This is a genomic window from Listeria cossartiae subsp. cossartiae, assembly GCF_014224155.1.
GTDB classification, from domain to species: Bacteria; Bacillota; Bacilli; order Lactobacillales; family Listeriaceae; genus Listeria; species Listeria cossartiae.
The window spans coordinates 77,044-99,544 of sequence record NZ_JAASUI010000006.1 but is presented as its reverse complement, the minus strand read 5'-3'; the positions used below and the strand labels follow the sequence as shown (position 1 = coordinate 99,544).

21 protein-coding genes and 1 rRNA gene are annotated in these 22,501 nt (G+C 40.7%); 21 read left to right on the top strand and 1 reads right to left on the bottom strand.

Annotated features, from left to right (window positions below):
* From rrf to HCJ30_RS13830, 16 genes are all read left to right on the top strand, one after another.
* Positions 1–72 (top strand): 5S ribosomal RNA (rrf, locus tag HCJ30_RS14495); the annotation flags it as partial.
* Between the two features lie 137 nt (positions 73–209).
* The gene (locus tag HCJ30_RS13900; RefSeq protein ID WP_185392739.1) at positions 210–734 is read left to right on the top strand and encodes a DUF2179 domain-containing protein; all 525 of its coding nucleotides are present in this window, start codon (positions 210–212) and stop codon (positions 732–734) included.
* Positions 735–939: 205 nt separating this feature from the next.
* A complete protein-coding gene (gene purE, locus HCJ30_RS13895) occupies positions 940–1,428 on the top strand; it encodes a 5-(carboxyamino)imidazole ribonucleotide mutase (protein ID WP_185392737.1) in 489 nt (162 codons plus the stop codon).
* A complete protein-coding gene (purK, locus tag HCJ30_RS13890) occupies positions 1,421–2,545 on the top strand; it encodes a 5-(carboxyamino)imidazole ribonucleotide synthase (RefSeq protein WP_185392735.1) in 1,125 nt (374 codons plus the stop codon). Before purE ends, purK begins: the two co-directional genes overlap by 8 nt.
* An 18-nt stretch (positions 2,546–2,563) precedes the next feature.
* On the top strand, positions 2,564–3,856 hold the full coding sequence (gene purB, locus HCJ30_RS13885) for an adenylosuccinate lyase (protein ID WP_069001294.1): 1,293 nt from the start codon (positions 2,564–2,566) through the stop codon (positions 3,854–3,856).
* A gap of 80 nt (positions 3,857–3,936) precedes the next feature.
* Positions 3,937–4,650 (top strand): phosphoribosylaminoimidazolesuccinocarboxamide synthase, encoded by a 714-nt coding sequence (purC, locus tag HCJ30_RS13880; protein WP_185392733.1) that lies wholly within the window; start codon positions 3,937–3,939, stop codon positions 4,648–4,650.
* A gap of 11 nt (positions 4,651–4,661) precedes the next feature.
* Entirely contained in the window at positions 4,662–4,907 is a 246-nt protein-coding gene (gene purS, locus HCJ30_RS13875) for a phosphoribosylformylglycinamidine synthase subunit PurS (protein ID WP_003722248.1), read from the top strand.
* Between the two features lie 3 nt (positions 4,908–4,910).
* Positions 4,911–5,594, top strand: coding sequence for a phosphoribosylformylglycinamidine synthase subunit PurQ (gene purQ / locus HCJ30_RS13870; RefSeq protein ID WP_185392731.1), 684 nt, complete (start codon positions 4,911–4,913; stop codon positions 5,592–5,594).
* Positions 5,587–7,806, top strand: a complete 2,220-nt coding sequence (gene purL, locus HCJ30_RS13865; RefSeq protein WP_185392729.1) for a phosphoribosylformylglycinamidine synthase subunit PurL — start codon at positions 5,587–5,589, stop codon at positions 7,804–7,806. Before purQ ends, purL begins: the two co-directional genes overlap by 8 nt.
* The gene (purF, locus tag HCJ30_RS13860) at positions 7,791–9,218 is read left to right on the top strand and encodes an amidophosphoribosyltransferase (RefSeq protein WP_185392727.1); all 1,428 of its coding nucleotides are present in this window, start codon (positions 7,791–7,793) and stop codon (positions 9,216–9,218) included. The genes purL and purF overlap by 16 nt, the downstream gene beginning before the upstream one ends.
* An 18-nt stretch (positions 9,219–9,236) precedes the next feature.
* Entirely contained in the window at positions 9,237–10,286 is a 1,050-nt protein-coding gene (gene purM, locus HCJ30_RS13855; protein ID WP_185392725.1) for a phosphoribosylformylglycinamidine cyclo-ligase, read from the top strand.
* Positions 10,283–10,849 carry a phosphoribosylglycinamide formyltransferase gene (gene purN, locus HCJ30_RS13850; RefSeq protein WP_185392723.1) on the top strand — a complete coding sequence of 189 codons (567 nt, stop codon included), beginning with the start codon at positions 10,283–10,285 and terminating at the stop codon, positions 10,847–10,849. Before purM ends, purN begins: the two co-directional genes overlap by 4 nt.
* Before the next feature lie 5 nt (positions 10,850–10,854).
* Complete coding sequence (gene purH / locus HCJ30_RS13845) at positions 10,855–12,384, top strand: bifunctional phosphoribosylaminoimidazolecarboxamide formyltransferase/IMP cyclohydrolase (protein ID WP_185392721.1); 1,530 nt, start codon at positions 10,855–10,857, stop codon at positions 12,382–12,384.
* Between the two features lie 25 nt (positions 12,385–12,409).
* The gene (gene purD, locus HCJ30_RS13840) at positions 12,410–13,672 is read left to right on the top strand and encodes a phosphoribosylamine--glycine ligase (protein WP_185392719.1); all 1,263 of its coding nucleotides are present in this window, start codon (positions 12,410–12,412) and stop codon (positions 13,670–13,672) included.
* 138 nt (positions 13,673–13,810) lie between these two features.
* Positions 13,811–14,107 (top strand): YerC/YecD family TrpR-related protein, encoded by a 297-nt coding sequence (locus tag HCJ30_RS13835; protein WP_003720075.1) that lies wholly within the window; start codon positions 13,811–13,813, stop codon positions 14,105–14,107.
* 18 nt (positions 14,108–14,125) lie between these two features.
* Positions 14,126–14,380: a hypothetical protein gene (locus HCJ30_RS13830; protein ID WP_003722240.1), complete on the top strand. Its 255-nt coding sequence runs from the start codon at positions 14,126–14,128 to the stop codon at positions 14,378–14,380.
* A 41-nt stretch (positions 14,381–14,421) separates the two neighbouring features.
* Here the strand turns inward: HCJ30_RS13830 and HCJ30_RS13825 are convergent, their stop codons facing one another.
* Complete coding sequence (locus HCJ30_RS13825; RefSeq protein ID WP_185392717.1) at positions 14,422–15,777, bottom strand: sodium-dependent transporter; 1,356 nt, start codon at positions 15,775–15,777, stop codon at positions 14,422–14,424.
* Between the two features lie 206 nt (positions 15,778–15,983).
* Here HCJ30_RS13825 and pcrB point away from each other — a divergent pair, with 206 nt between their 5' ends.
* The 5 genes from pcrB to gatC all read left to right on the top strand — a co-directional run bounded on the left by pcrB (position 15,984) and on the right by gatC (position 22,492).
* Positions 15,984–16,661 carry a heptaprenylglyceryl phosphate synthase gene (pcrB, locus tag HCJ30_RS13820; protein ID WP_185392715.1) on the top strand — a complete coding sequence of 226 codons (678 nt, stop codon included), beginning with the start codon at positions 15,984–15,986 and terminating at the stop codon, positions 16,659–16,661.
* Positions 16,662–16,725: 64 nt separating this feature from the next.
* Complete coding sequence (gene pcrA, locus HCJ30_RS13815; RefSeq protein ID WP_185392713.1) at positions 16,726–18,921, top strand: DNA helicase PcrA; 2,196 nt, start codon at positions 16,726–16,728, stop codon at positions 18,919–18,921.
* A gap of 25 nt (positions 18,922–18,946) precedes the next feature.
* Positions 18,947–20,962 carry an NAD-dependent DNA ligase LigA gene (gene ligA / locus HCJ30_RS13810; protein ID WP_185392745.1) on the top strand — a complete coding sequence of 672 codons (2,016 nt, stop codon included), beginning with the start codon at positions 18,947–18,949 and terminating at the stop codon, positions 20,960–20,962.
* A complete protein-coding gene (locus HCJ30_RS13805; protein ID WP_185392711.1) occupies positions 20,959–22,074 on the top strand; it encodes a CamS family sex pheromone protein in 1,116 nt (371 codons plus the stop codon). Before ligA ends, HCJ30_RS13805 begins: the two co-directional genes overlap by 4 nt.
* A 124-nt stretch (positions 22,075–22,198) precedes the next feature.
* On the top strand, positions 22,199–22,492 hold the full coding sequence (gatC, locus tag HCJ30_RS13800; protein ID WP_008948103.1) for an Asp-tRNA(Asn)/Glu-tRNA(Gln) amidotransferase subunit GatC: 294 nt from the start codon (positions 22,199–22,201) through the stop codon (positions 22,490–22,492).
* Positions 22,493–22,501: the final 9 nt, after the last annotated feature.

Sequence of the window (22,501 nt, the reverse complement as noted above, 5' to 3'; positions counted from 1 at the left end):
CACGGTAGTTAAGCTTCTCCGCGCCAATGGTAGTTGGGGGCTTCCCCCTGCGAGAGTAGGTCGCTGCCGGGCAATTTGAAAAAGTCCTAGTTATTTAGGGCTTTTTTTGTTGAAGTGTTTCTTTTGTAAGCTATCTTATGGAATGTTATATTAGGGAAAGACTCTTAATTAGAAAGTAATATGTCGTTTTAACTGGAGGGATTAGTTTAGTGGATAATGGTATTTTTATAGTAGCTACTATTTTTGTTGTAAATATTTTGTATGTGACGATTTATACGGTGAGGTTATTGTTGACGATGAAAGGGTATCGTTATTTAGCTGCACTTTCTAGTGTGTTTGAAATGATTATTTATGTGGTGGCTCTTAGTTTGGTTTTAGATAACCTCAATAATATTGCCAATGTGTTAGCATATGCGGTTGGATTTGGTGTAGGGATTATTGTTGGTATGAAAATTGAAGAAAGAATTGCTTTAGGATATATTACGGTGAATGTTATTACGAAAGAGTACAACTTAGATTTGCCGAATCAAATTCGCGATTTAGGCTATGGTGTCACTAGTTGGCTTGCAAGCGGTCGGGACGGCGAGCGAATGATGCTGGAAATTTTGACGCAAAGGAAGAATGAGCGGAAATTATATAAACAAATTATTGAAATTGATAATGGCGCATTTATTGTTTCGTCAGAACCTAAACAAATTCACGGTGGTTTTTGGGTTAAACAAGTTCGGAAATAAAGAGAAGCTTACCTATAATGGTAGCTTCTTTTTTTATTTATTTAGTGAAAATGAGTACATAAAGCAAGAAAATACAACAAACACGACCTAAACACGAACGTTATCAAAACGTAACAATTAAATGTTCGATTTTTCGTTGACTTTTATCGTGCCTCTTGTTAGAATGAAGGAGTCGAAAAGAGATTATTAAGGAGTTGATCACGTAATGCCTGCTGTAATTGGTGTCATTATGGGGAGTACCTCAGATTGGGATACAATGAAAAAAGCATGTGATGTATTAGATGAATTAGAAATAGCTTATGAGAAAAAAGTAGTTTCAGCTCATCGTACACCTGATTTAATGTTTCAATATGCAGAACAAGCGCGGGAACGTGGTTTGAAAATTATTATTGCTGGAGCTGGAGGCGCAGCTCATTTGCCAGGTATGGTTGCAGCAAAGACGACTTTACCTGTTATTGGTGTGCCAATTAAATCTAAAGCATTGAATGGTATGGATTCTTTACTGTCCATTGTGCAGATGCCTGGTGGGGTTCCGGTAGCGACAGTTGCTATTGGAGAAAGTGGTGCAGTGAACGCTGGACTTCTAGCCGCGCAAATTTTATCGATAACAGACGATGCAATTACTAACAGATTACAAAAAAGACGTGCTACACTAGAAGAAACTGTTCTAGAAAGTAGTGATTCTCTTGGATAAAAAATTTTTACTGACAAATAGTACGATTGGTATCATTGGTGGTGGTCAACTTGGACGGATGCTTGCTCTTGCAGCGAAAGCGATGGGGTATCGTATTGTTGTTCTTGATCCTACTGCAGATTGTCCAGCGGCTCAAGTAAGTGATGAGCAAATTATCGCGGACTATGATGATAAAGTCGCTTTACGCGAACTTTCCGAAAAAGCGGATGTAGTGACATATGAATTTGAAAATATTGATTACGAAGCTTTAAAAATGACGCAAAACTTAGTCTCTGTCCCACAAGGATCGGAATTACTTTCGATTACACAGGATAGAATTTTAGAAAAAGCGTATTTGGAATCTGCTAATATTAATATTGCGCCATATGCGGTGATTGTTGAGCAAGAAGAGATTGAAAGTGAAATTAAAAGTATTGGTTACCCAGCGGTTTTAAAAACGGCACAAGGGGGCTATGATGGGAAAGGGCAGGTTGTCCTTCATGATGCAAGTGATATTGAAACAGCAGCGCGATTGTTGCGCTATGGTTCTTGTGTATTAGAAGCTTGGATTCCATTTGAGAAAGAGATTTCTGTGGTGGTTGCTCGTAATTTAGATGGGCAAATTGAAACTTTCCCTGTTGCTGAAAATGTGCATGTAAATAATATTTTGCATACATCGACAGCTCCGGCAAACGTCGCGGAAGATGTACATGAAGAAGCAGAAGAAATTGCGAGAAAATTAGCGGATGTTCTTCAATTGTGTGGCGTTTTAGCAGTAGAAATGTTTGTGACAAGTTCTGGCGCGATTTATGTTAATGAACTTGCTCCGAGACCACATAATTCCGGACACTATACGATTGAAGCTTGTTCGATTTCTCAGTTTACGCAGCATATTCGGGCGATTGTTGGGTTGCCATTAGTGAAACCTGAACTATTGAAACCGGCTGTGATGATTAATATTTTAGGGCAACATGTGGATGCTGTGAATGAGCAAATGGCGGATTATCCTAAGTGGTTTGTACATTATTATGGTAAAAAAGAAGCGAAGATTAATCGCAAAATGGGCCACGTCACTGTGTTGACGAATAACCCGACTGCGGTATTAGAAGATTTAGAAGAAACGCAAATTTGGAAGTAACTGGAGGAATTTAAAAGGATGTTAGAACGTTATACGCGTAAAGAGATGGGCAATATTTGGACAGAACAAAATCGTTATCAAGCTTGGTTGGAAGTAGAGATTTTAGCTTGTGAAGCGTGGGCAGAGCTTGGCGATATCCCGAAAGAGGACGTTGCGAAAATTCGTGCTAACGCGAAGTTTGACGTGGATCGTATTCATGAGATTGAATTAGAAACTAGACATGATGTGGTGGCGTTTACTCGGTCGGTTTCTGAATCGCTTGGTGCGGAACGTAAATGGGTTCATTATGGCTTAACTTCTACAGACGTAGTGGATACTGCCAATTCTTATTTGTTAAAACAAGCGAATGAGATTTTACGGAAAGATTTGGAAAATTTCATTGCAATTATTGGCGAAAAAGCAAAAGAACATAAATATACGGTAACTATGGGACGTACGCACGGGGTTCACGCGGAGCCTACTACTTTTGGTTTGAAACTGGCTCTATGGTACGAGGAAATGAAACGTAATTTAGAACGCTTTAATTTTGCGGCTGATGGTGTGGAATTCGGGAAAATTTCTGGTGCGGTTGGTACGTATGCGAACATTGATCCTTTTGTGGAAGCTTATGTATGTGGAAAATTAGGAACAACTCCTGCGCCGATTTCTACGCAAACGTTGCAACGGGACCGTCATGCGGAATACCTTGCGACACTTGCGCTTATCGCGACTTCTGTAGAAAAATTTGCGGTTGAAGTACGTGCGTTGCAAAAAAGTGAAGTGCGTGAAGTGGAAGAATTCTTTGCAAAAGGGCAAAAAGGTTCTTCGGCTATGCCTCATAAACGTAATCCAATTGGCTCTGAAAATGTAACTGGGCTTGCGCGTGTTATTCGTGGTCACATGGTTACAGCATATGAAAATGTGCCGCTTTGGCATGAACGCGATATTTCTCATAGCTCAGCAGAACGGATTATTCTGCCAGATTCTACTATTTTGCTTGATTACATTTTAAACCGTTTTGGTAATATTGTGAAAAACTTGACGGTATTCCCGGAAAATATGAAACGCAATATGGACAGAACGCTGGGACTTATTTATTCGCAACGTGTATTACTTGCGCTTATTGATAAAGGTTTAGCTCGTGAAGCGGCGTATGATGTCGTGCAACCAAGAGCAATGGAAGCTTGGGAAAAACAAGTACCTTTCCGTGAATTAGTAGAACAAGATGCAATAATTACTGAAAACTTATCTGCGGAAGAAATTGCAGATTGCTTTGATTACAACTATCACCTGAAGAATGTCGACTTAATTTTTGATCGTTTAGGATTATAATTACGGGCAGAATACAACCTAACCTCTTTGATATTTATTTTTTCAAAGAGGTTAAGTACTTTATAAGGAGATAAATTATCGTGACTAATGAACTGGTTTATGAAGGTAAGGCAAAACGACTTTTTAAAACAGAAGAAGCTGGGGTTTTGCGTGTCGCTTATAAAGATGATGCGACGGCGCTAAATGGGGTGCGAAAGGAATCTTTTGCTGGTAAGGGTGAGCTTAATAACCAAATTACATCGCTTATTTTTTCTCATTTGGCTGAAGAAGGGATTCAGAGTCATTTTGTTCGGGCGATTTCGGAAACGGAGCAATTGGTGAAAGAAGTGTCGATTATTCCGCTTGAAGTGGTTGTTCGTAATGTGATGGCTGGGAGTCTTGCGAAGCGGCTTGGGAAAGAAGAAGGCGAGCAAATTCCGGATGCGATTGTAGAATTTTACTATAAAGACGATGCGTTAGATGATCCGTTTATTAATGATGACCATGTGCTTTATTTAGAGATTGCGACATCGAGTGAAATGGATACGATTCGTCAGGCTGCTCGTTCGATTAATAAGGTGCTACGAGCATTATTTAATCAAATGAATATTACGCTGATTGATTTTAAATTAGAATTTGGTCGGGATGCGGCTGGAGAAATTTTGCTGGCAGATGAGATTTCACCGGATACATGCAGACTTTGGGACAAGGAAACAAATCAAAAGCTCGATAAGGATGTCTTTCGTCGGAATATTGGCAATTTAACAGATGTGTATACAGAAGTATTGAATAGATTAAAGCAAGTTCAAAACTAGGAGGCCACAAAATGTATAATGTCAAAGTTTATGTCACTTTAAAGAAAAGCGTATTAGATCCGCAAGGGGTTGCGGTAAAAGATGCAGCGAAAAGTATGGGATACGAAGAAGTAGAAGATGTTCGTATTGGTAAATTTATGGAGCTTAAAGTAGCGAAATCAGATCGAGATATTCATGAAGTATTGAATGAAATGTGCGACAAACTGTTAACTAATCCGGTGATGGAAGATTACCGATATGAAATTGAGGAGGCGTAAACGATGAAATTTGCTGTCATTCAGTTCCCAGGTTCTAATTGTGATCTTGATATGCTACATGCGATTCGCGATTCTCTTGGCGAGGAGGCGGAATATGTATGGCATGCGGAAACAAGTCTTGCAGGCTTTGACGCGGTTTTACTTCCAGGTGGATTTTCTTATGGAGACTACTTGCGAACTGGTGCGATTGCAAAATTTTCAAGTATTATGCCAGAAGTTTTGCGCTTTGCTGAAATCGGAAAACCAGTGCTTGGTGTGTGTAACGGCTTCCAAATTTTAACGGAAATTGGTTTGCTGCCAGGTGCTTTAATTAGAAATAATAATCTGCATTTTATTTGTAAAACGGTGCCGCTTCGTGTGGCAAATGCGGGTACGATGTTTACTGGTCTTTATGAAGAGGGCGAAATTATTCAAGTGCCAGTTGCTCACGGGGAAGGTAATTATTATTGTGATGACGAAACACTTTTGAGCTTGCAAGAAAAGAATCAAATTGTTTTTACATATGATAGCGTTAATCCGAATGGAAGTCGTGCGGATATTGCTGGAATTGTAAATGAACGTGGGAATGTGCTTGGAATGATGCCACATCCGGAACGCGCAGTAGAAGAAATTATTGGTGGGACAGATGGTTTAAGACTTTTCGAGTCCGTTGTAAAAGCTTGGAAGGAGGAACAAGTAAATGCCTAACATGGAGCCAACGACAAAAGAAATTAAAGAACAAAAAATTTATCAAGAAATGGGTTTAACGGATAGTGAATATGAGCTTGTTTGTTCGATTCTTGGACGCGAGCCTAATTATACTGAAACTGGACTTTTCTCCGTTATGTGGTCCGAACATTGTAGCTATAAAAATTCCAAACCAGTACTTCGAAAATTTCCTACAGAAGGAAAACAAGTGTTGCAAGGTCCGGGTGAAGGTGCTGGAATTGTCGATATTGGCGATGGTTTAGGTGTTGCTTTTAAAGTCGAAAGTCATAATCATCCATCTTATGTGGAGCCGTATCAAGGGGCTGCAACTGGGGTTGGTGGAATTATTCGCGATGTGTTCTCGATGGGAGCTAGACCGATTGCGATGCTGAATTCGCTTCGTTTTGGTGAGCTAGATACGCCTCATGCGAAATACTTGGTGAGCGAAGTCGTTGCTGGGATTGCTGGATATGGTAACTCGATTGGGATTCCAACGGTTGGCGGCGAAATCCAATTTGATCCTTGTTATACGAAAAACCCGCTAGTCAATGCGATGTGTGTTGGTTTAATCGAAGCGAAAGATATTCAAAAAGGGCAAGCAAAAGGAATTGGCAACCCAGTAATGTACGTTGGTGCTAAAACGGGTCGTGACGGGATTCACGGTGCTACTTTTGCATCTGTAGAGTTTAGTGAAGAAGGCGAACAACAACGCTCTGCTGTGCAAGTGGGTGATCCTTTTATGGAGAAATTGTTGCTTGAGGCTTGTTTAGATGTGATTCGTGATCATTCGGATATTTTAGTTGGGATTCAAGATATGGGGGCAGCGGGGCTTGTTAGCTCGAGTTCCGAAATGGCGTCAAAAGCGGGCGCTGGGCTAGAATTAATTATGGATGATGTGCCACAACGTGAACTAAATATGACGCCGTATGAAATGTTGCTTTCTGAATCGCAAGAACGAATGCTTCTATGTGTGAAAAAAGGGCATGTGGAAGAAATCCAAGCGTTATTTGAACGTTATGGTTTAGAGGCGGTTGTAATTGGTCAAGTAACCGATGATAAAATGTACAAAATTATTCATCACGGGGAAGTGGTTGCTAACGTTCCTGTTGATGCACTTGCGGAAGACGCACCGGTTTATCATAAGCCTTCGAAAGAGCCAGCTCGTTATCAAGCTTTCCAAGAAGAGGAAGCGTTTGTGCCAGTTATGGACGACGTGGTGGCTGTTTGGAAAGAACTGCTTGCTCAGCCGACGATTGCAAGTAAACGCCATATTTATGAGCAATATGATTACCAAGTACGGACGGATACAGCGGTTGTACCTGGGTCGGATGCGGCGATTGTCCGTGTGCGTGGAACAGAGAAGGCAATTGCGATGACGACCGATTGTAACTCGCGCTATTTGTATCTTGATCCTGAAGTGGGCGGAGCGATAGCGGTTGCGGAAGCGGCGCGCAATATCGTTTGTTCTGGCGGGAAACCACTCGCGATTACAGATGGACTTAATTTTGGTAATCCAGAAAAACCAGAAATTTTTTGGGAAATTGAAAAAGCGGCAGATGGTATTAGTGCGGCTTGTTTAGAGCTTGATACGCCTGTTATTTCGGGGAATGTGTCGCTTTATAATGAAACAGATGGTACCGGGATTTATCCAACGCCTGTCATTGGGATGGTTGGTTTAGTAGAAGATTTGGCGCATATTACGACACAAGATTTTAAAGCTAGTGGCGATGTGATTTTCTTAATCGGTGAAACAAAAGCTGAATATAGTGGTTCGGAGTTGCAGAAAATTCAACAAGGGAAAATTAGCGGACGTGCGCCGGAATTAGATTTGGCGACAGAGAAAAAATACCAACAATTACTTTTGACAGCGATCCGAGAAGGTTTAGTTGCTTCTAGTCATGATTTGGCAGAGGGTGGATTTGGTGTTGCACTTGCGGAGGCGACTTTTAAAGCGGGACTTGGTGCGGATGTAGAAGTACCATTCGCGTTAAATCAGCTTTTCAGTGAATCGCAATCACGTTTCTTAGTATCGGTAAAACCGGAAAATGAAGCAGCATTTGCGCAATTAATGGAATTAGAAAAAGTTTATCGTCTTGGTGTAGTAACGGCGGATGATACGATTCGTGTGAAACATAAGGAAGACCTAGTAACAGCGAAAACAACGGAATTACGATCCATTTGGGAAGGGGCTATTCCATGCTTGCTGAAGTAAAAGGACTTAATGAAGAATGTGGTATTTTTGGTATTTGGGATCATCCTAATGCAGCGGAAATCACCTATTATGGGTTGCATAGTTTACAACATCGCGGTCAAGAAGGGGCCGGAATTGTTTCAACAGACGGAGAAACGCTGAAAGGTCACCGGAATCTTGGACTTTTGGCAGATGTATTTAAGCACGGTGAACTAGACGATTTAAAAGGTAAGGCAGCCATTGGGCACGTTCGTTATGCGACAGCTGGCCAAAAAAACTTAGGCAATGTACAACCATTTTTATTTCATTTTCATAGTTCTTCTTTAGCACTTGCGCATAACGGGAATTTGGTTAATGCAAAAAGTTTACGTCGTGAACTGGAAGAAGAAGGGGCTATTTTCCAAACGAGTTCGGATACGGAAGTTTTGGCGCATTTAATTAAACGTAGCCATACTGGTGACTTTGTAGAAGATTTGAAAGTGGCTTTAAACAAGGTAAAAGGTGGCTTTGCGTATATGCTTTTGACGGAAGATACGATGTACGCTGCGCTTGATCCGAATGGTTTTAGACCACTTTCGATTGGTCGGATTGGCGATTCTTATGTAGTCGCTTCGGAAACCTGTGCTTTCGAAACGGTTGGCGCGGAATTTGTCCGTGATGTGGAACCTGGCGAATTGATCATTATTAATAATGACGGACTGCGAATTGAAAAATTCACGGAAAATGTGACGCATTCGATTTGTAGTATGGAGTATATTTATTTTGCTCGACCGGATTCAAATATTGCGGGGATTAATGTCCACTCGGCAAGAAAACGTTCTGGGAAAAGGCTGGCGAAAGAAGCTTTTATTGATGCGGATGTTGTGACTGGTGTGCCAGATTCGAGTATTTCTGCGGCGATTGGTTATGCGGAAGAAGCGGGACTTCCTTACGAGCTTGGTCTTATCAAAAATAGATATGTGGCAAGAACTTTTATTCAGCCATCGCAAGAGCTTAGAGAGCAAGGGGTTAGAATGAAACTTTCGGCGGTGCGCGGCGTTGTGGAAGGCAAACGGGTTGTCATGATTGATGATTCGATAGTGCGCGGGACGACGAGTAAACGGATTGTGCAACTTTTACGGGAAGCGGGTGCAGCGGAAGTACACGTGCGAATTGCTTCACCACCACTTGCCTATCCTTGTTTTTACGGTATCGATATTCAAACGCGAAATGAATTAATTGCCTCTAATTATTCTGTTGATGAAATTTGCCGGATTATTGGCGCTGATTCTTTAGAGTATTTGAGTGAAGAAGGTTTAGTGGATTCGATTGGTAGACCTTATCCGAACGAACCTTACGGGGGACTTTGTATGGCTTATTTTAACGGCGATTATCCAACCCCTTTATACGATTATGAAGCGGAATATTTAGCGAGCTTAGAAGCAGAAAAATAATGAGGAGTGACAAATCGAATGGCAGAGAATGCATATAGTAAAGCAGGCGTGGACGTAGAAGCTGGCTATCAAGTAGTGGAACGCATCCAAAAACATGTAGCTAGAACAGAACGAATAGGCGCGATGGGAGCGCTTGGTTCTTTTGGCGGAATGTTTGATTTAAGCAGTTTGAAGTTAAAAGAGCCTGTTCTTGTTTCTGGTACAGATGGTGTTGGGACGAAATTACTTTTGGCTATTGAAGCAGATAAGCATGATACTATCGGGATTGACTGCGTGGCAATGTGTGTCAATGACATTTTAGCTCAAGGTGCCGAGCCATTATTTTTCTTAGATTATATCGCAACAGGGAAAACAGACCCGGTGAAAATGGAACAAATTGTGAAAGGTGTGGCTGATGGCTGTGAACAAGCTGGTGCGGCTTTAATTGGCGGCGAAACAGCGGAAATGCCAGATATGTACGGCGCGGAAGATTATGATTTAGCTGGTTTTACTGTTGGCGCTGTTGAGAAACAGAAGCTGATTACAGAAGGCGCGGTTAAAGCTTCTGATACGCTAATTGGCATTCCTTCTAGCGGGATTCATAGCAATGGTTACTCGCTCGTTCGGAAAATTTTCTTTAAAGATAACGATTTTACTTTGGATGCGGAACTTGCGGAATTAGACGTGCCACTTGCGGAAGAGCTGCTTAAACCGACACGGATTTATGTGAAGCCAGTTTTAGAAGTGTTAAAACAAGTGGACGTTCACGGGATTACGCATGTGACTGGCGGCGGATTTGTCGAAAATTTACCACGGATGTTAACGAAGGATTTAGCAGTGAAAGTGGAACTTGGATCATGGCCGGTGTTGCCGATTTTTGATGTGATGAAGAAATATGGCCAATTAAAAGAACTTGAAATGTACGAGATTTTCAATATGGGTATTGGCATGGTGCTCGCAGTGGCAAACGCGGATGTCGAAAAAACGTTAGAAGTGCTCATCCAAAACGGTGAAGCGGCTTATGTTATCGGTGAAGTTACAACACGTGAAAGCGACGCGGTTATTTTCGCAGGAGGCAAAAAAGGATGAATATAGCCATTTTTGCTTCTGGTAACGGTTCGAATTTTCAAGCTTTAGTGGATGATGCGTTCATTAAGCTACACGTGAAATTACTTGTATGTGATAAAGCCAATGCTTATGTTTTAGAACGCGCGAACAAGCATGGTATTCCGGTGTTCCTTTTTGAAGCGAAAAATTATCCGGATAAAGAAGCGTTTGAAACGGAAATTTTGTTAGAACTGCGTGGATTGGAAATTGATTTATTAGTGCTCGCGGGATATATGCGTTTAATTGGACCAACTTTGCTAGCGGAATTTCCTGAGCAAATTGTTAACTTGCATCCTTCGCTATTACCTGCATTCAAAGGAAAAGATGCGATTGGTCAAGCAATTCAGGCGAAGGTTTCGGAAACGGGTGTCACTGCTCATTTTGTCGATGCTGGAATGGATACAGGGCCAATCATTGACCAAGTGAAAGTACCGATTGAATTTTCGGAAACCGCAGATACTTTAGCTGAAAAAATTCATCAAGTAGAACATATTTTTTATCCAAAAGTGATTCGAGGATTAATTCAAAATGGAGGGAACGATTAATTATCATGAAAAGAGCGCTTATTAGTGTATCAGATAAAACCGGCATCGTGCCATTTGCAGAAAAATTAGTAGAACTTGGCGTAGAAATTATTTCGACTGGTGGAACAAAAGCGGCATTTGAACAAGCTGGCGTACCAGTGACGGGGATTGAAGACGTCACCGAATTTCCTGAAATGCTTGATGGCCGAGTGAAAACACTTCATCCAGCGATTCATGGCGGGCTGCTTGCGAGACGTGATACAGCGGAACATATGGAAGCTATTGCCGCACATGACATCAAGCCGATTGATTTAGTCATCGTTAATTTGTATCCTTTCCAAGAAACGATTCAAAAACCTGGCGTTACTTTAGAAGAAGCGATTGAAAATATTGATATTGGTGGACCTTCGATGTTACGTTCTGCTGCGAAAAATTATGCGGCGGTGACTGTTGTGGTTGATACGGCGGACTACGATACAGTGCTTACAGAACTACAAACACACGGGGCAACGACTTTTGAAACACGCCAACGTCTAGCTGCGAAAGTTTTCCGGCACACAGCGGCCTATGATGCTTTAATTGCAGAATACTTAACAGACATTACTGGAGAAACTTTCCCAGAAAAAGTAACATTTACTTATAATCGAAAACAAGTCTTGCGTTACGGTGAGAACCCTCATCAAGATGCAGCTTTTTATACAGAACCTCGCGCGGCCAATAATTCCATTAGTACGGCTAAACAGTTGCACGGCAAAGAGTTATCTTATAACAACATTCGCGATGCAGATGCAGCCCTTAAAATCGCAAATGAGTTTACGGAGCCAGTTGCGGTTGCTGTGAAACACATGAATCCATGCGGTGTTGGTGTTGGCGAAAACATTGAAGAAGCCTATTTAAAAGCTTATGAAGCAGATGAAACGTCCATTTTTGGCGGGATTGTTGCTTTAAATAAAGAAGTTGACACGAAAACGGCTGAACATATGAGCAAAATTTTCTTAGAAATTATCATTGCGCCGAGTTTTTCCGAAGAAGCTTTTGCCATTTTAGCGAAAAAGAAAAATATCCGCTTGTTAACTGTTCCGTTTGCTGGTTCGGTGGAAGGCTTTGAGAAAACATCTATCAATGGTGGACTGCTTGTTCAAGCGAGCGATTCCATTGTAGAAGATACAGCAAACTATGAAGTAGTGACTGAAAAACAACCAACAGAAGCTGAAATGAAAGCTCTCCTTGCGCAGTGGAAAATTGTGAAACATGTAAAATCCAATGCGATTGTTGTAGGATCTGATAAACAAACACTTGGAATTGGTGCTGGACAAATGAATCGAATTGGCTCGGCTTTCATTGCAATCGAACAAGCGGGTGAAAAAGCGAAAGGCGCGGTCCTTGCGTCAGATGCCTTTTTCCCAATGGATGATACGGTCGAAGCTGCTGCAAAAGCAGGGATTACAGCGATTATTCAACCGGGTGGCTCGATTAAAGACAAAGAATCGATTGCGATGGCTGATAAATATGGCATTTCGATGGTGCTAACACATGTACGACATTTCAAACATTAATCCTCATAAAAGGACGTGTAATTAAATGAACTTATTAGTAGTTGGTAGCGGTGGTCGAGAACATGCTATTAGTAAAAAATTATTAGAATCAAACGAGGTTGAAAACGTATATTGCGCTCCAGGAAATGACGGAATGCGTCTAGACAGTATTCAATTAGTGGCTATTGCTGAAACCGATAAAGCAGGTTTAATTGATTTTGCGAAGAAAGCGGAAATTGCTTTTGTTATCGTTGGGCCTGAAGTGCCTCTTTTGGAAGGGATGGTCGATGCACTGGAAGAAGCCGGAATCAAAGCGTTCGGACCAAAAGCCAATGCCGCTCTTATTGAAGGAAGCAAAGATTTCGCGAAACAATTTATGAAGAAATATGCTATTCCAACAGCAGCATCAAAAACGTTCACTGATTATGCGGAAGCTAAAGCCTATTTGGATGAGCGCGGTGTGCCGATTGTTATCAAAGCAGACGGACTAGCCGCTGGAAAAGGTGTCACAGTAGCGCTAGAAATGGAAGAAGCAGTGCTTGCATTAAAAGATATGCTACTCGAAGAAAAATTCGGTGATGCCTCTCTCAAAGTCGTTATCGAAGACTTCCTAGCAGGAGAAGAGTTTTCCTTGATGGCTTTCGTAAACGGAGAAGAAGTTTACCCAATGGCGATTGCGCAAGATCATAAACGTGCCTATGAAGGCGATAAAGGACCAAACACCGGTGGAATGGGCGCTTATTCGCCAGTACCGCACATTTCTGATGCAGTTGTAGAAAAAGCTGTCCAAACAATTCTTCGCCCAGCTGCAAAAGGAATGGTGGACGAAGGCCGTTATTTCCGCGGTATTCTTTATGCAGGACTTATCTTAACGGAGGATGGACCAAAAGTCATTGAATTTAACGCACGATTCGGCGATCCAGAAACACAAGTGGTATTGCCACGTTTAGAAAGTGATTTTGCCGCACTGATTGGTGCTTTACTTAACAATGAAAAACCGGATGTCCGTTTTAAAAAAGCGGGAATTACGCTTGGTGTTGTCTTAGCAAGCGCCGGCTATCCAGCACATTACGATAAAGGAAATAAGCTAACTGGGCTAAATGATATAGCAGATGATATAGCAGTTTACCATGCGGGGACGAAGCAAGATGAAAATGGTGAATTTGTTTCGAATGGCGGACGCGTCTTACTACTCGCAAAAGAAGCTGAAACGATGAGTGATGCGCGCACATTACTTTATCCAGAAATGCAAAAACTGGATAATCCCAATTTCTTTTATCGAATCGATATTGGCACGAAAGCGGAATAATAAAAAAGTACTATCTCTGTATAAAATGCGGAGATGGTACTTTTTTTGTTCATTTAGTGAAGAGAAACGTTTGTGTTTTACGCGTTGGTACGTTAAAATATGAAAGTAGGATATATGAGATTATTTGGAGGTAAAGATATGCAAATAGAGAAGTTGCGTGGACAAGGATTGGATGAATTCTTCCAAGGGATTTTAACGCTCGAGAATTTAGAAGAATGTTATGCTTTTTTTGATGATGTATGTACAGTGAATGAAATACAGTCCATGGCTCAACGTTTCCAAGTAGCAAAAATGCTTCATGATGGAAAAACATACAATGTGATTGAATCAGAAACTGGGGCAAGTACAGCAACTATTTCACGTGTAAAACGTTCACTTCATTACGGCAATGATATGTATGATGTCGTATTTTCAAGAATGACAAAGCCGGAATAAGATTGGTAGGGATGGAAGTTGAAAAAATTTAATAGTAAAACCTATCAGATTGTAATCATTTCTATTCTTGCACTTGCAGTTATTTACTTTGTGATTAATATGATTTCCACTGGTACAGGACTTGATTTTTCTTTACTTTGGCACTGGGTCTTTATCATTTGTTTTATTTTTACGACACTTGCTAACGTTAGAGAAAAACGAGCGATTGGGACGGCGATTGGCCTCAGTGGAATTTTGATTTGTGTAACAAGCATTGTCCTTATGGCAATCTAAAAAAAGCAATTCGCTAAATTTAAGCGAATTGCTTTTTTTCGTTAGAAGAGGAACTTGATTAAGCCAGTTGCTGAAAGAAAGACAAAAATAATCGCGATTGGCGCAATATATTTAATGAGAAAGAGCCAAATAATAAAGGCCTTTTTGCCAAAATGGCTGCTCGCTGTAAATTCTTTTAACAATAATTCGCGCGGTAGCCGGTAGCCAACAAAAATCGCGATAAACAAAGCACCAACTGGTAAAATAATATTTGATACAAGAAAATCTGCGGCATCAAAAATGCTCAGTCCGAAAATTTGAACGTCACTCCAAACACCGAAACTTAGCGCACTTGGAATCGCTAGGATAACAATGACAAGTCCCATCCAAAGGCTCGCTTTTTTACGGCTCATACCCGCGTTCATTAGCGGCGCAACAGTTGCTTCAAGCATCGAGAAACTAGATGTTAATGCGGCGAATAAAAACAAAATCAAGAAAATAATAAAGAATAATATCCCAAATGGCAACTGATTAAAAATCGACGGTAAAATAACAAACAGCAATCCAGGGCCTGCATCAGGCGTAATATGAAACGAAAACGCAGCCGGGAAAATTGCTAAGCCAGCAAGAAGCGAAACAAACACGTTCATAAGCGAAACGGAAATTGCCGACTGTGGCAAACTAACCGAACGATTCAAATAAGAACTATACGTCACCATGACCGAAATCCCCACACTAAGGGAGAAGAACGCCTGCCCGAGTGTAATCAGAACTGTTTGGGCAGTAAAATGACTAAAATCTGGTCGTAAGAAAAATGTGACGCCTTCCATCGCACCAGGAAGTGTTAAAGAACGAATAATTAAAACGATAAATAAAATAAATAAGGCCGGCATCATAAACTTGCTCATTTTTTCAATTCCACTTACAACCCCACGACTAATCACAAGGACATTCAGTAAAATAAAGAAAATGGTCGCGCCCACCGATATCCACGGATTGGCTGTCGTCACTTGGAAATCATGAAGCAAACTCACTTGATTTTCCCCAGCAATCCCACCAACAAGCGTTTTAATTAAGTAAGTAATAATCCAACCACCCACAACGCTGTAAAACGAAAATAAAATACTCGCGCCAACTACGCCTAATTTTCCAAGTAAATTCCATTTTGTTCCGGGAGCGAGCGTTTTATAAGATTGAACCGCATCTCCACCAGAACCTCGACCGATCACAAATTCTGCAATCAAAAGTGGCATGACAACAACAAGCGTTAAAACTAAAAATAATAAGAAAAATGCGCCACCTCCTGCAGTTGCAGCCACATAAGGCAGTTTCCAAATTGCACCAATTCCTATTGCGGACCCAGCGGATGCTAAAATAAATCCGATTTTTGAGCCCCATTCTTCTCTGTTTTCTTGCATAATATCCCCATTTCCTTTTTTCTATGTAAGTACTCAGAAGTTAACATAAAATCAAATTTTCCCCATCATACCATAAATTAAAAGCTATCCCAACAACAACTGCTAAAAAAAGCTTAAAAAAAGTTAAAAATTTTGGTCGTAAGGGTGCGGTGAAATGTAACTAATGCTATAATAAGATATCCCATTATAGAGACTTGGAGGAGCAAATGAAGCATTTATTCAAGTTAGACCCAGCAAAGCATTTACCTACGAATGACCTCACGAAGCTCATCCATTCTGGAACCGATGGATTTATCATTGGCGGGACAGATAATATACAAATCGAAGCAGTCCAAAATCTATATGAATTATTAGCCGAAACAGACTTGCCGATTTTTCTTGAAGTAAGTGATGAATCCATGATTTTACCGGAAGCAGAACATTTTTTAATTCCTGTTGTGTTGAATACGGAAAATAGTCAGTGGACACACGGCTTACACAAGGAGCTAATCAAAGAAGTAGGAGACTTTATCCCTTGGAAACGAGTCACTTCAGAAGGTTATGTTATTTTAAATAAAGACGCCAAAGTGGCCCATTTAACGGAAGCTAAGACGGATTTAACGGATGAAGATATTGTTGCTTATGCGCGTTTAGCGGAGAATATATTTCATCTGCCCATTTTTTATGTCGAATATAGTGGCAAGTACGGAGATCCGGAAGTTGCACGAAAAGTAACGGCAGTCTTAACTGATACAAAATTTTGGTATGGCGGCGGGATTCGTTCCAAAGAACAAGCAGCTGAGATGGCAAAATACGCAGATACGATTATTGTTGGCAACATTATTTATGAAGATTTAGAAAAAGCACTCGAAACCGCCAGTATTTTTACAAAGAAAACGGTTTGATTATAAAGTGTAGTATGATAAAATAAGAACAAATGTTTGTATGGTGGTGTATAGGAGAATGCAATTGAATGCAAAAGAATTAGTTGACGGATTAAATCCTGAACAACGTAGAGCAGTAGAAAGTACAGAAGGACCTTTATTAATTATGGCTGGTGCCGGGAGTGGGAAAACACGTGTTTTAACCCACCGGATAGCTTATTTAGTGAGAGAACGTGGCGTGAATCCTTATAATATTTTAGCGATTACGTTTACGAACAAAGCTGCACGTGAAATGAAGTCACGGATTGGCAATTTAATGGGCGGAGAAGCGGAATCTATCTGGATTTCCACATTCCACTCGATGTGCGTAAGAATTTTACGTCGTGATATTGACCGGATTGGTTATGAACGCAATTTCACTATTTTAGATGGCGGCGACCAATTATCGGTTATTAAAGGCATTCTTAAAGAAAAGAATGTCGATCCGAAGAAGTTTGAGCCACGAGGTATTCTGGCTTCGATTAGTAATGCCAAGAATGAACTTATTTCTGCGAGTGAATATATCAAAGAAGCAAGTGGTTTCTATGACAAAATGGTCGGCGAAGTCTATGAAAAATACGAAAAGAAACTCAAAAAGAACCAAGCACTCGATTTTGACGATTTAATCATGGTGACGATTCAATTATTTGAACGCGTACCAGATGTTTTAGAATACTATCAGCGCAAGTTTCAATACATTCACGTGGATGAGTACCAAGATACGAACCACGCGCAATATTTACTCGTAAAACAACTTGCATCTCGTTTTAAAAACTTATGTGTCGTAGGTGACTCGGATCAATCTATCTATGGTTGGCGCGGGGCGGATATTAGTAACATTATGTCCTTCGAAAAAGATTACCCAAATGCGAAAACCATTTTATTAGAAGAGAATTACCGTTCGACCAAACGTATTTTAGAAGCGGCGAACCGGGTTATCGAAAACAATGGTAACCGTAAACCAAAAAATCTTTGGACTAGCAATGCAGAAGGGAAAAAGATTTTTTACCATAAGGCACTCACGGAAAAAGAAGAAGCAGCTTATGTTGTAATGAAAATTCAAGAAGAAGTGAATAACTCCAGTCGCCCACTTTCTGACTTTGCGATTCTTTATAGAACTAACGCCCAGTCCCGTGTAATGGAAGAATATTTCATGAAGTCGAATATGGCTTACACGATGGTCGGCGGTACGAAGTTCTATGACAGAAAAGAAATTAAAGACATTTTGGCGTATTTGCGTCTGATTAGTAATAACGAAGATGATATTAGTTTGACACGTATCATTAACGTACCGAAACGCGGCGTTGGGCCAGGGACATTAGAAAAACTAAATAATGTTGCGAACACCTATGACCTGAGCTTATTTGAAGTCCTTAACCGTATCGAATTAGCGGGGATTTCACCTAAAATAAGCAAAGACTTAGTTGCGTTCCATGATTTGGTTCGCGGCTTCACACAAATGCAAGATTTCTTGTCCGTAACGGAACTCGTAGAAGAAATCCTTGAAAAAACAGGCTACCGCGCTATGTTGAAAAATGAACGAACAATCGAAGCACAAACGCGCTTAGAAAATATCGATGAATTTTTATCTGTAACGCAAAACTTTGAAAAGGAAAATGACGATAAAACGTTGATTGCCTTTTTAACAGACTTAGCCCTTGTTGCAGATGTAGACAAACTAGAAGAAGACAATGAAGAGCAAAACGGAGCGGTTACACTGATGACGCTTCACTCTGCCAAAGGACTAGAATTTCCAGTTGTCTTTTTAGTAGGGATGGAAGAAGGGATTTTCCCACATTCCAGAGCTATCTATGAAGAGGACGAAATGGAAGAAGAACGCCGCCTTGCTTATGTTGGTATTACAAGAGCGGAGGAGGAATTATTCCTAACGAGCGCATATTCTCGGATGCTTTACGGTCGCCCGTCTTCCAACCAAGAATCTCGTTTTATCGGAGAAATTCCACGCGACTTACTAGAATTAGGAAACGAAAATAAACTAAAAGCAGACAAACCATATGCCAAACCTCGGATGCCGCAAAAAGCAACTACTGCGTACAAATCCTCGGGAGCAGAAACACTTGGCTGGACAGTCGGCGATAAAGCGAGCCATAAAAAATGGGGCGTAGGAACAGTCGTAAGCGTCAAAGGGGAAGGCAGCGGAATGGAACTTGATATCGCATTCCCAAGCCCAACCGGCGTCAAACGATTGCTCGCAGAATTTGCGCCAATCGAAAAAGTATAAATTTGGAAGAAGCAGGTGAAAAATGATGGCTGATAAAAAACGGTATGAAGAACTAATCAACATACTTGATCAATACAGCTATGATTATTATGTAATTGATAATCCAACAGTAGAAGATGCCGAATACGATCAAAAGATGCAAGAATTACTTAAAATAGAAGAAGCGCATCCCGAATGGGTTACACCTGAGTCTCCTTCGAAACGAGTCGGTGGAGAAGTTTTAGATGGCTTTACTAAAGTAGCACATGACACGCCAATGTTAAGTCTAGGCAATGCTTTTAACCGAGAAGACTTAGCTGATTTTGACCGCCGAATTCGCGATAAAGTTGGCGATGATATTGCTTATATGTGCGAACTGAAAATTGACGGCTTGGCAGTATCCCTTCAATACGAAAATGGGAAATACAAACAAGGCGCGACACGTGGTGACGGAACTATCGGGGAAGACATTACGGCTAACTTACGTACGATTCGCTCGATTCCTATGAAACTTCATAAGGACTATTCGATTGAAGTTCGCGGTGAGGCTTTCATGCCAAAACGTTCTTTCCAAAAATTAAATGAAATTCGCGAAGAAGAAGGCCAGATGTTATTTGCGAATCCTCGAAATGCAGCGGCTGGCTCACTTCGCCAGTTAGATACAAAAATTGCCGCATCCAGAAACCTAGATATCTTCCTTTATGCCGTAGCTGATTTTGGCGAAATGGGCGTTACAACCCATAGCGAAGGCTTAGATATGCTGGAAACGCTAGGTCTGAAAGTCAATAAAGAGCGCCGACTTTGTAACAATTTAGAAGAAGTTTATGCTTATATTGAAGAATGGACTGAGAAACGAGCTGGCTTAGCGTACGACATCGATGGCATTGTGTTAAAACTAAACAATTTAGAACAACAACGCCAAATGGGAACCACGGTTAAATCACCACGTTGGTCGATTGCCTACAAATTCCCAGCCGAAGAAGTACCAACCAAGTTACTCGATATCGAACTAAACGTTGGTAGAACTGGCGTAATAACTCCCACCGCTGTGTTAGAACCGGTCAGAGTTGCTGGAACTACTGTCAGCCGAGCATCCCTTCATAACGAAGATTTAATTACGGAAAAAGATATCCGCATTGGCGATACCGTTTTAATCAAAAAAGCCGGCGATATCATTCCCGAAGTCATTAAAAGTATCACCGAAGAACGTAGCGGAAGCGAAGAACCTTTCCATATGCCAAAAAACTGCCCAACTTGTGGTAGCGAACTGGTTCGTTTGGAAGAAGAAGTGGCGCTAAGATGTATTAATCCTAAGTGCCCAGCTCAAATTAAAGAAGGTCTTATCCACTTTGTTTCCCGAAATGCGATGAACATTGATGGCCTCGGCGAAAAAGTGATTATCCAGCTATTTTCACAACATTTAATCAAAGATGTAGCAGATTTGTTTTTCCTTTCGAAGGAGAAACTGTTAGAATTAGAAAGAATGGGTGAGAAATCAGTAACCAATTTACTGGCATCCATCGAAGCAAGTAAACAAAATTCGCTGGAAAAATTACTATTTGGCTTGGGAATTCGCCATGTTGGTGCCAAAGCAGCCAAATCGCTTGCGGTTCATTTCGACACAATGGATGAACTAAAAATAGCAGATAAAGAAACACTGACAAGTATTAACGACATTGGTGAAAAAATGGCCGATAGTATTGTGACCTATTTTGCGAATGAAGAAGTACATGATTTATTGGAAGAACTAAAAAGGGCTGGCGTCAATATGACCTATACAGGGCCAAAACTAGAAGATATGTCCGAGGAAGAACTTGTTTTCGCAGGTAAAACCGTTGTCTTAACTGGGAAACTAGAGAAGTTAACGCGTAATGATGCAAAAGCATTAATCGAATCACTCGGCGGAAATGTTTCTGGAAGCGTCAGTAAGAAAACGGATGTTGTTGTAGCTGGCAGTGATGCTGGTTCTAAATTAGCCAAAGCGGAAGAACTAGCAATTCCTATTTGGTCCGAAGAAGACTTAATAGAGTACTTACCAGACGAAGGTGGATTAAACGAATGAAAAAACTCATAATTGCAGCGCTCGGTTTAACGCTTGTTCTCTCTGGCTGTGCCCCAAAACTCGACTCAAACGATAAAGTGGTGCAAAAAGACGATACAAAAGCAGAAACGGGTATCATGACAAAAAACCAAATCTCATCCAATTATTACAAAACAGTACTACCATACAAAGCAAGTAAATCTCGTGGACTTGTCGTATCGAATATTTATTCAAGATACGATATCAACGAATTAGAATCTGGTTTAATGCGTGTTTCTCAAAATAAATACTCACCAGATAATTATCTTTTCCAAGAAGGACAATATTTGGATAAAGAAACGTTACAAAAATGGTTAGACAGAAAAAGCGAGAAAAATCCCAACGGTTTAAATCCAGAGAGCAATGGCGATGGCAAAGACCGTAATCCGATTTATCTAGCACACATTTTAGAACAAGATTATTTAAAACAAACAGATAAAGACACAGTGGCACTGGGCGGGATTTCGATTGCGCTCGCGATGAATTCGGTCGATTACTACCAAAAAGAACAATATGGCGATACGTATGAACAAGCGATTAGCGATAGCGACCTTTTAGCGCAAGGAAAAGAAATGTCGGCTACCGTCTTAAACCGCATTCGCCAAACAAAAGGGTTAGAAAATGTTCCTGTAACAATTGCCATTTACAAACAAGGCGCACGTGATGCTGTCGCTCCAGGTAATTTCATTGCTTATGCAACAGCGAATGGCGATAGTCTTTCAAGCTGGAAAGATGTAGAGGAAAAAAATTATGTGTTACCATCTGCTGAATCTGCCAAAGATCACAAAACAGATAATGATAACTTCCTTAACTTCAAAAAATCAATTGAAGATTATTATCCGAACTTCACTGGTGTAGTAGGACGTGCTCGTTACGAAGATGGCCAATTGGCAGCATTAAGTATCGATATTCCACTACAATTTTACGGCGAAGCAGAAATCATTGGCTTTACACAATATGTAACGGATTTAGTTGGACAGCACCTTTCCAAAACAGCCGATTTACAAGTCAATATTTCGACTTCAGATGGTCCAGCAGCATTAATTACAAGAAAAGCAAATGAGGATGCAGCAACTGCCCACATTTACGATTAATAAAAAACAATGCGAATTGTTCTTTCCTGTTGTATAATTATGCAGGAGAGGACAGTTCTTCCCATTTTTAACAGGCGGGAAGTACTACCGCGTAGAAAGTACCACTAAAAAGGAGGATGGCATTTTGTCAAATATATCAAAAGAAACAGTAGAAAAAGTAGCAAATCTTGCCAAATTAGAAGTATCAGAAACAGAAGCAACTGCTTTCGCTGGTCAGCTTGGTAAAATTATCGAGCTAGTAGAGCAATTAAATACTTTAGATACAACGAATGTAGAACCTACCAGCCATGCAATTGAAGTATCGAACGTTTTACGAGAAGATGTGGCAACAAAAGGGCTTGATCGTAGAGAAGTACTAAAAAATGCGCCAGATGAGCAAGACGGCATGTTCAAAGTACCAACAATTATGGAACAATAAAAGTAGCTA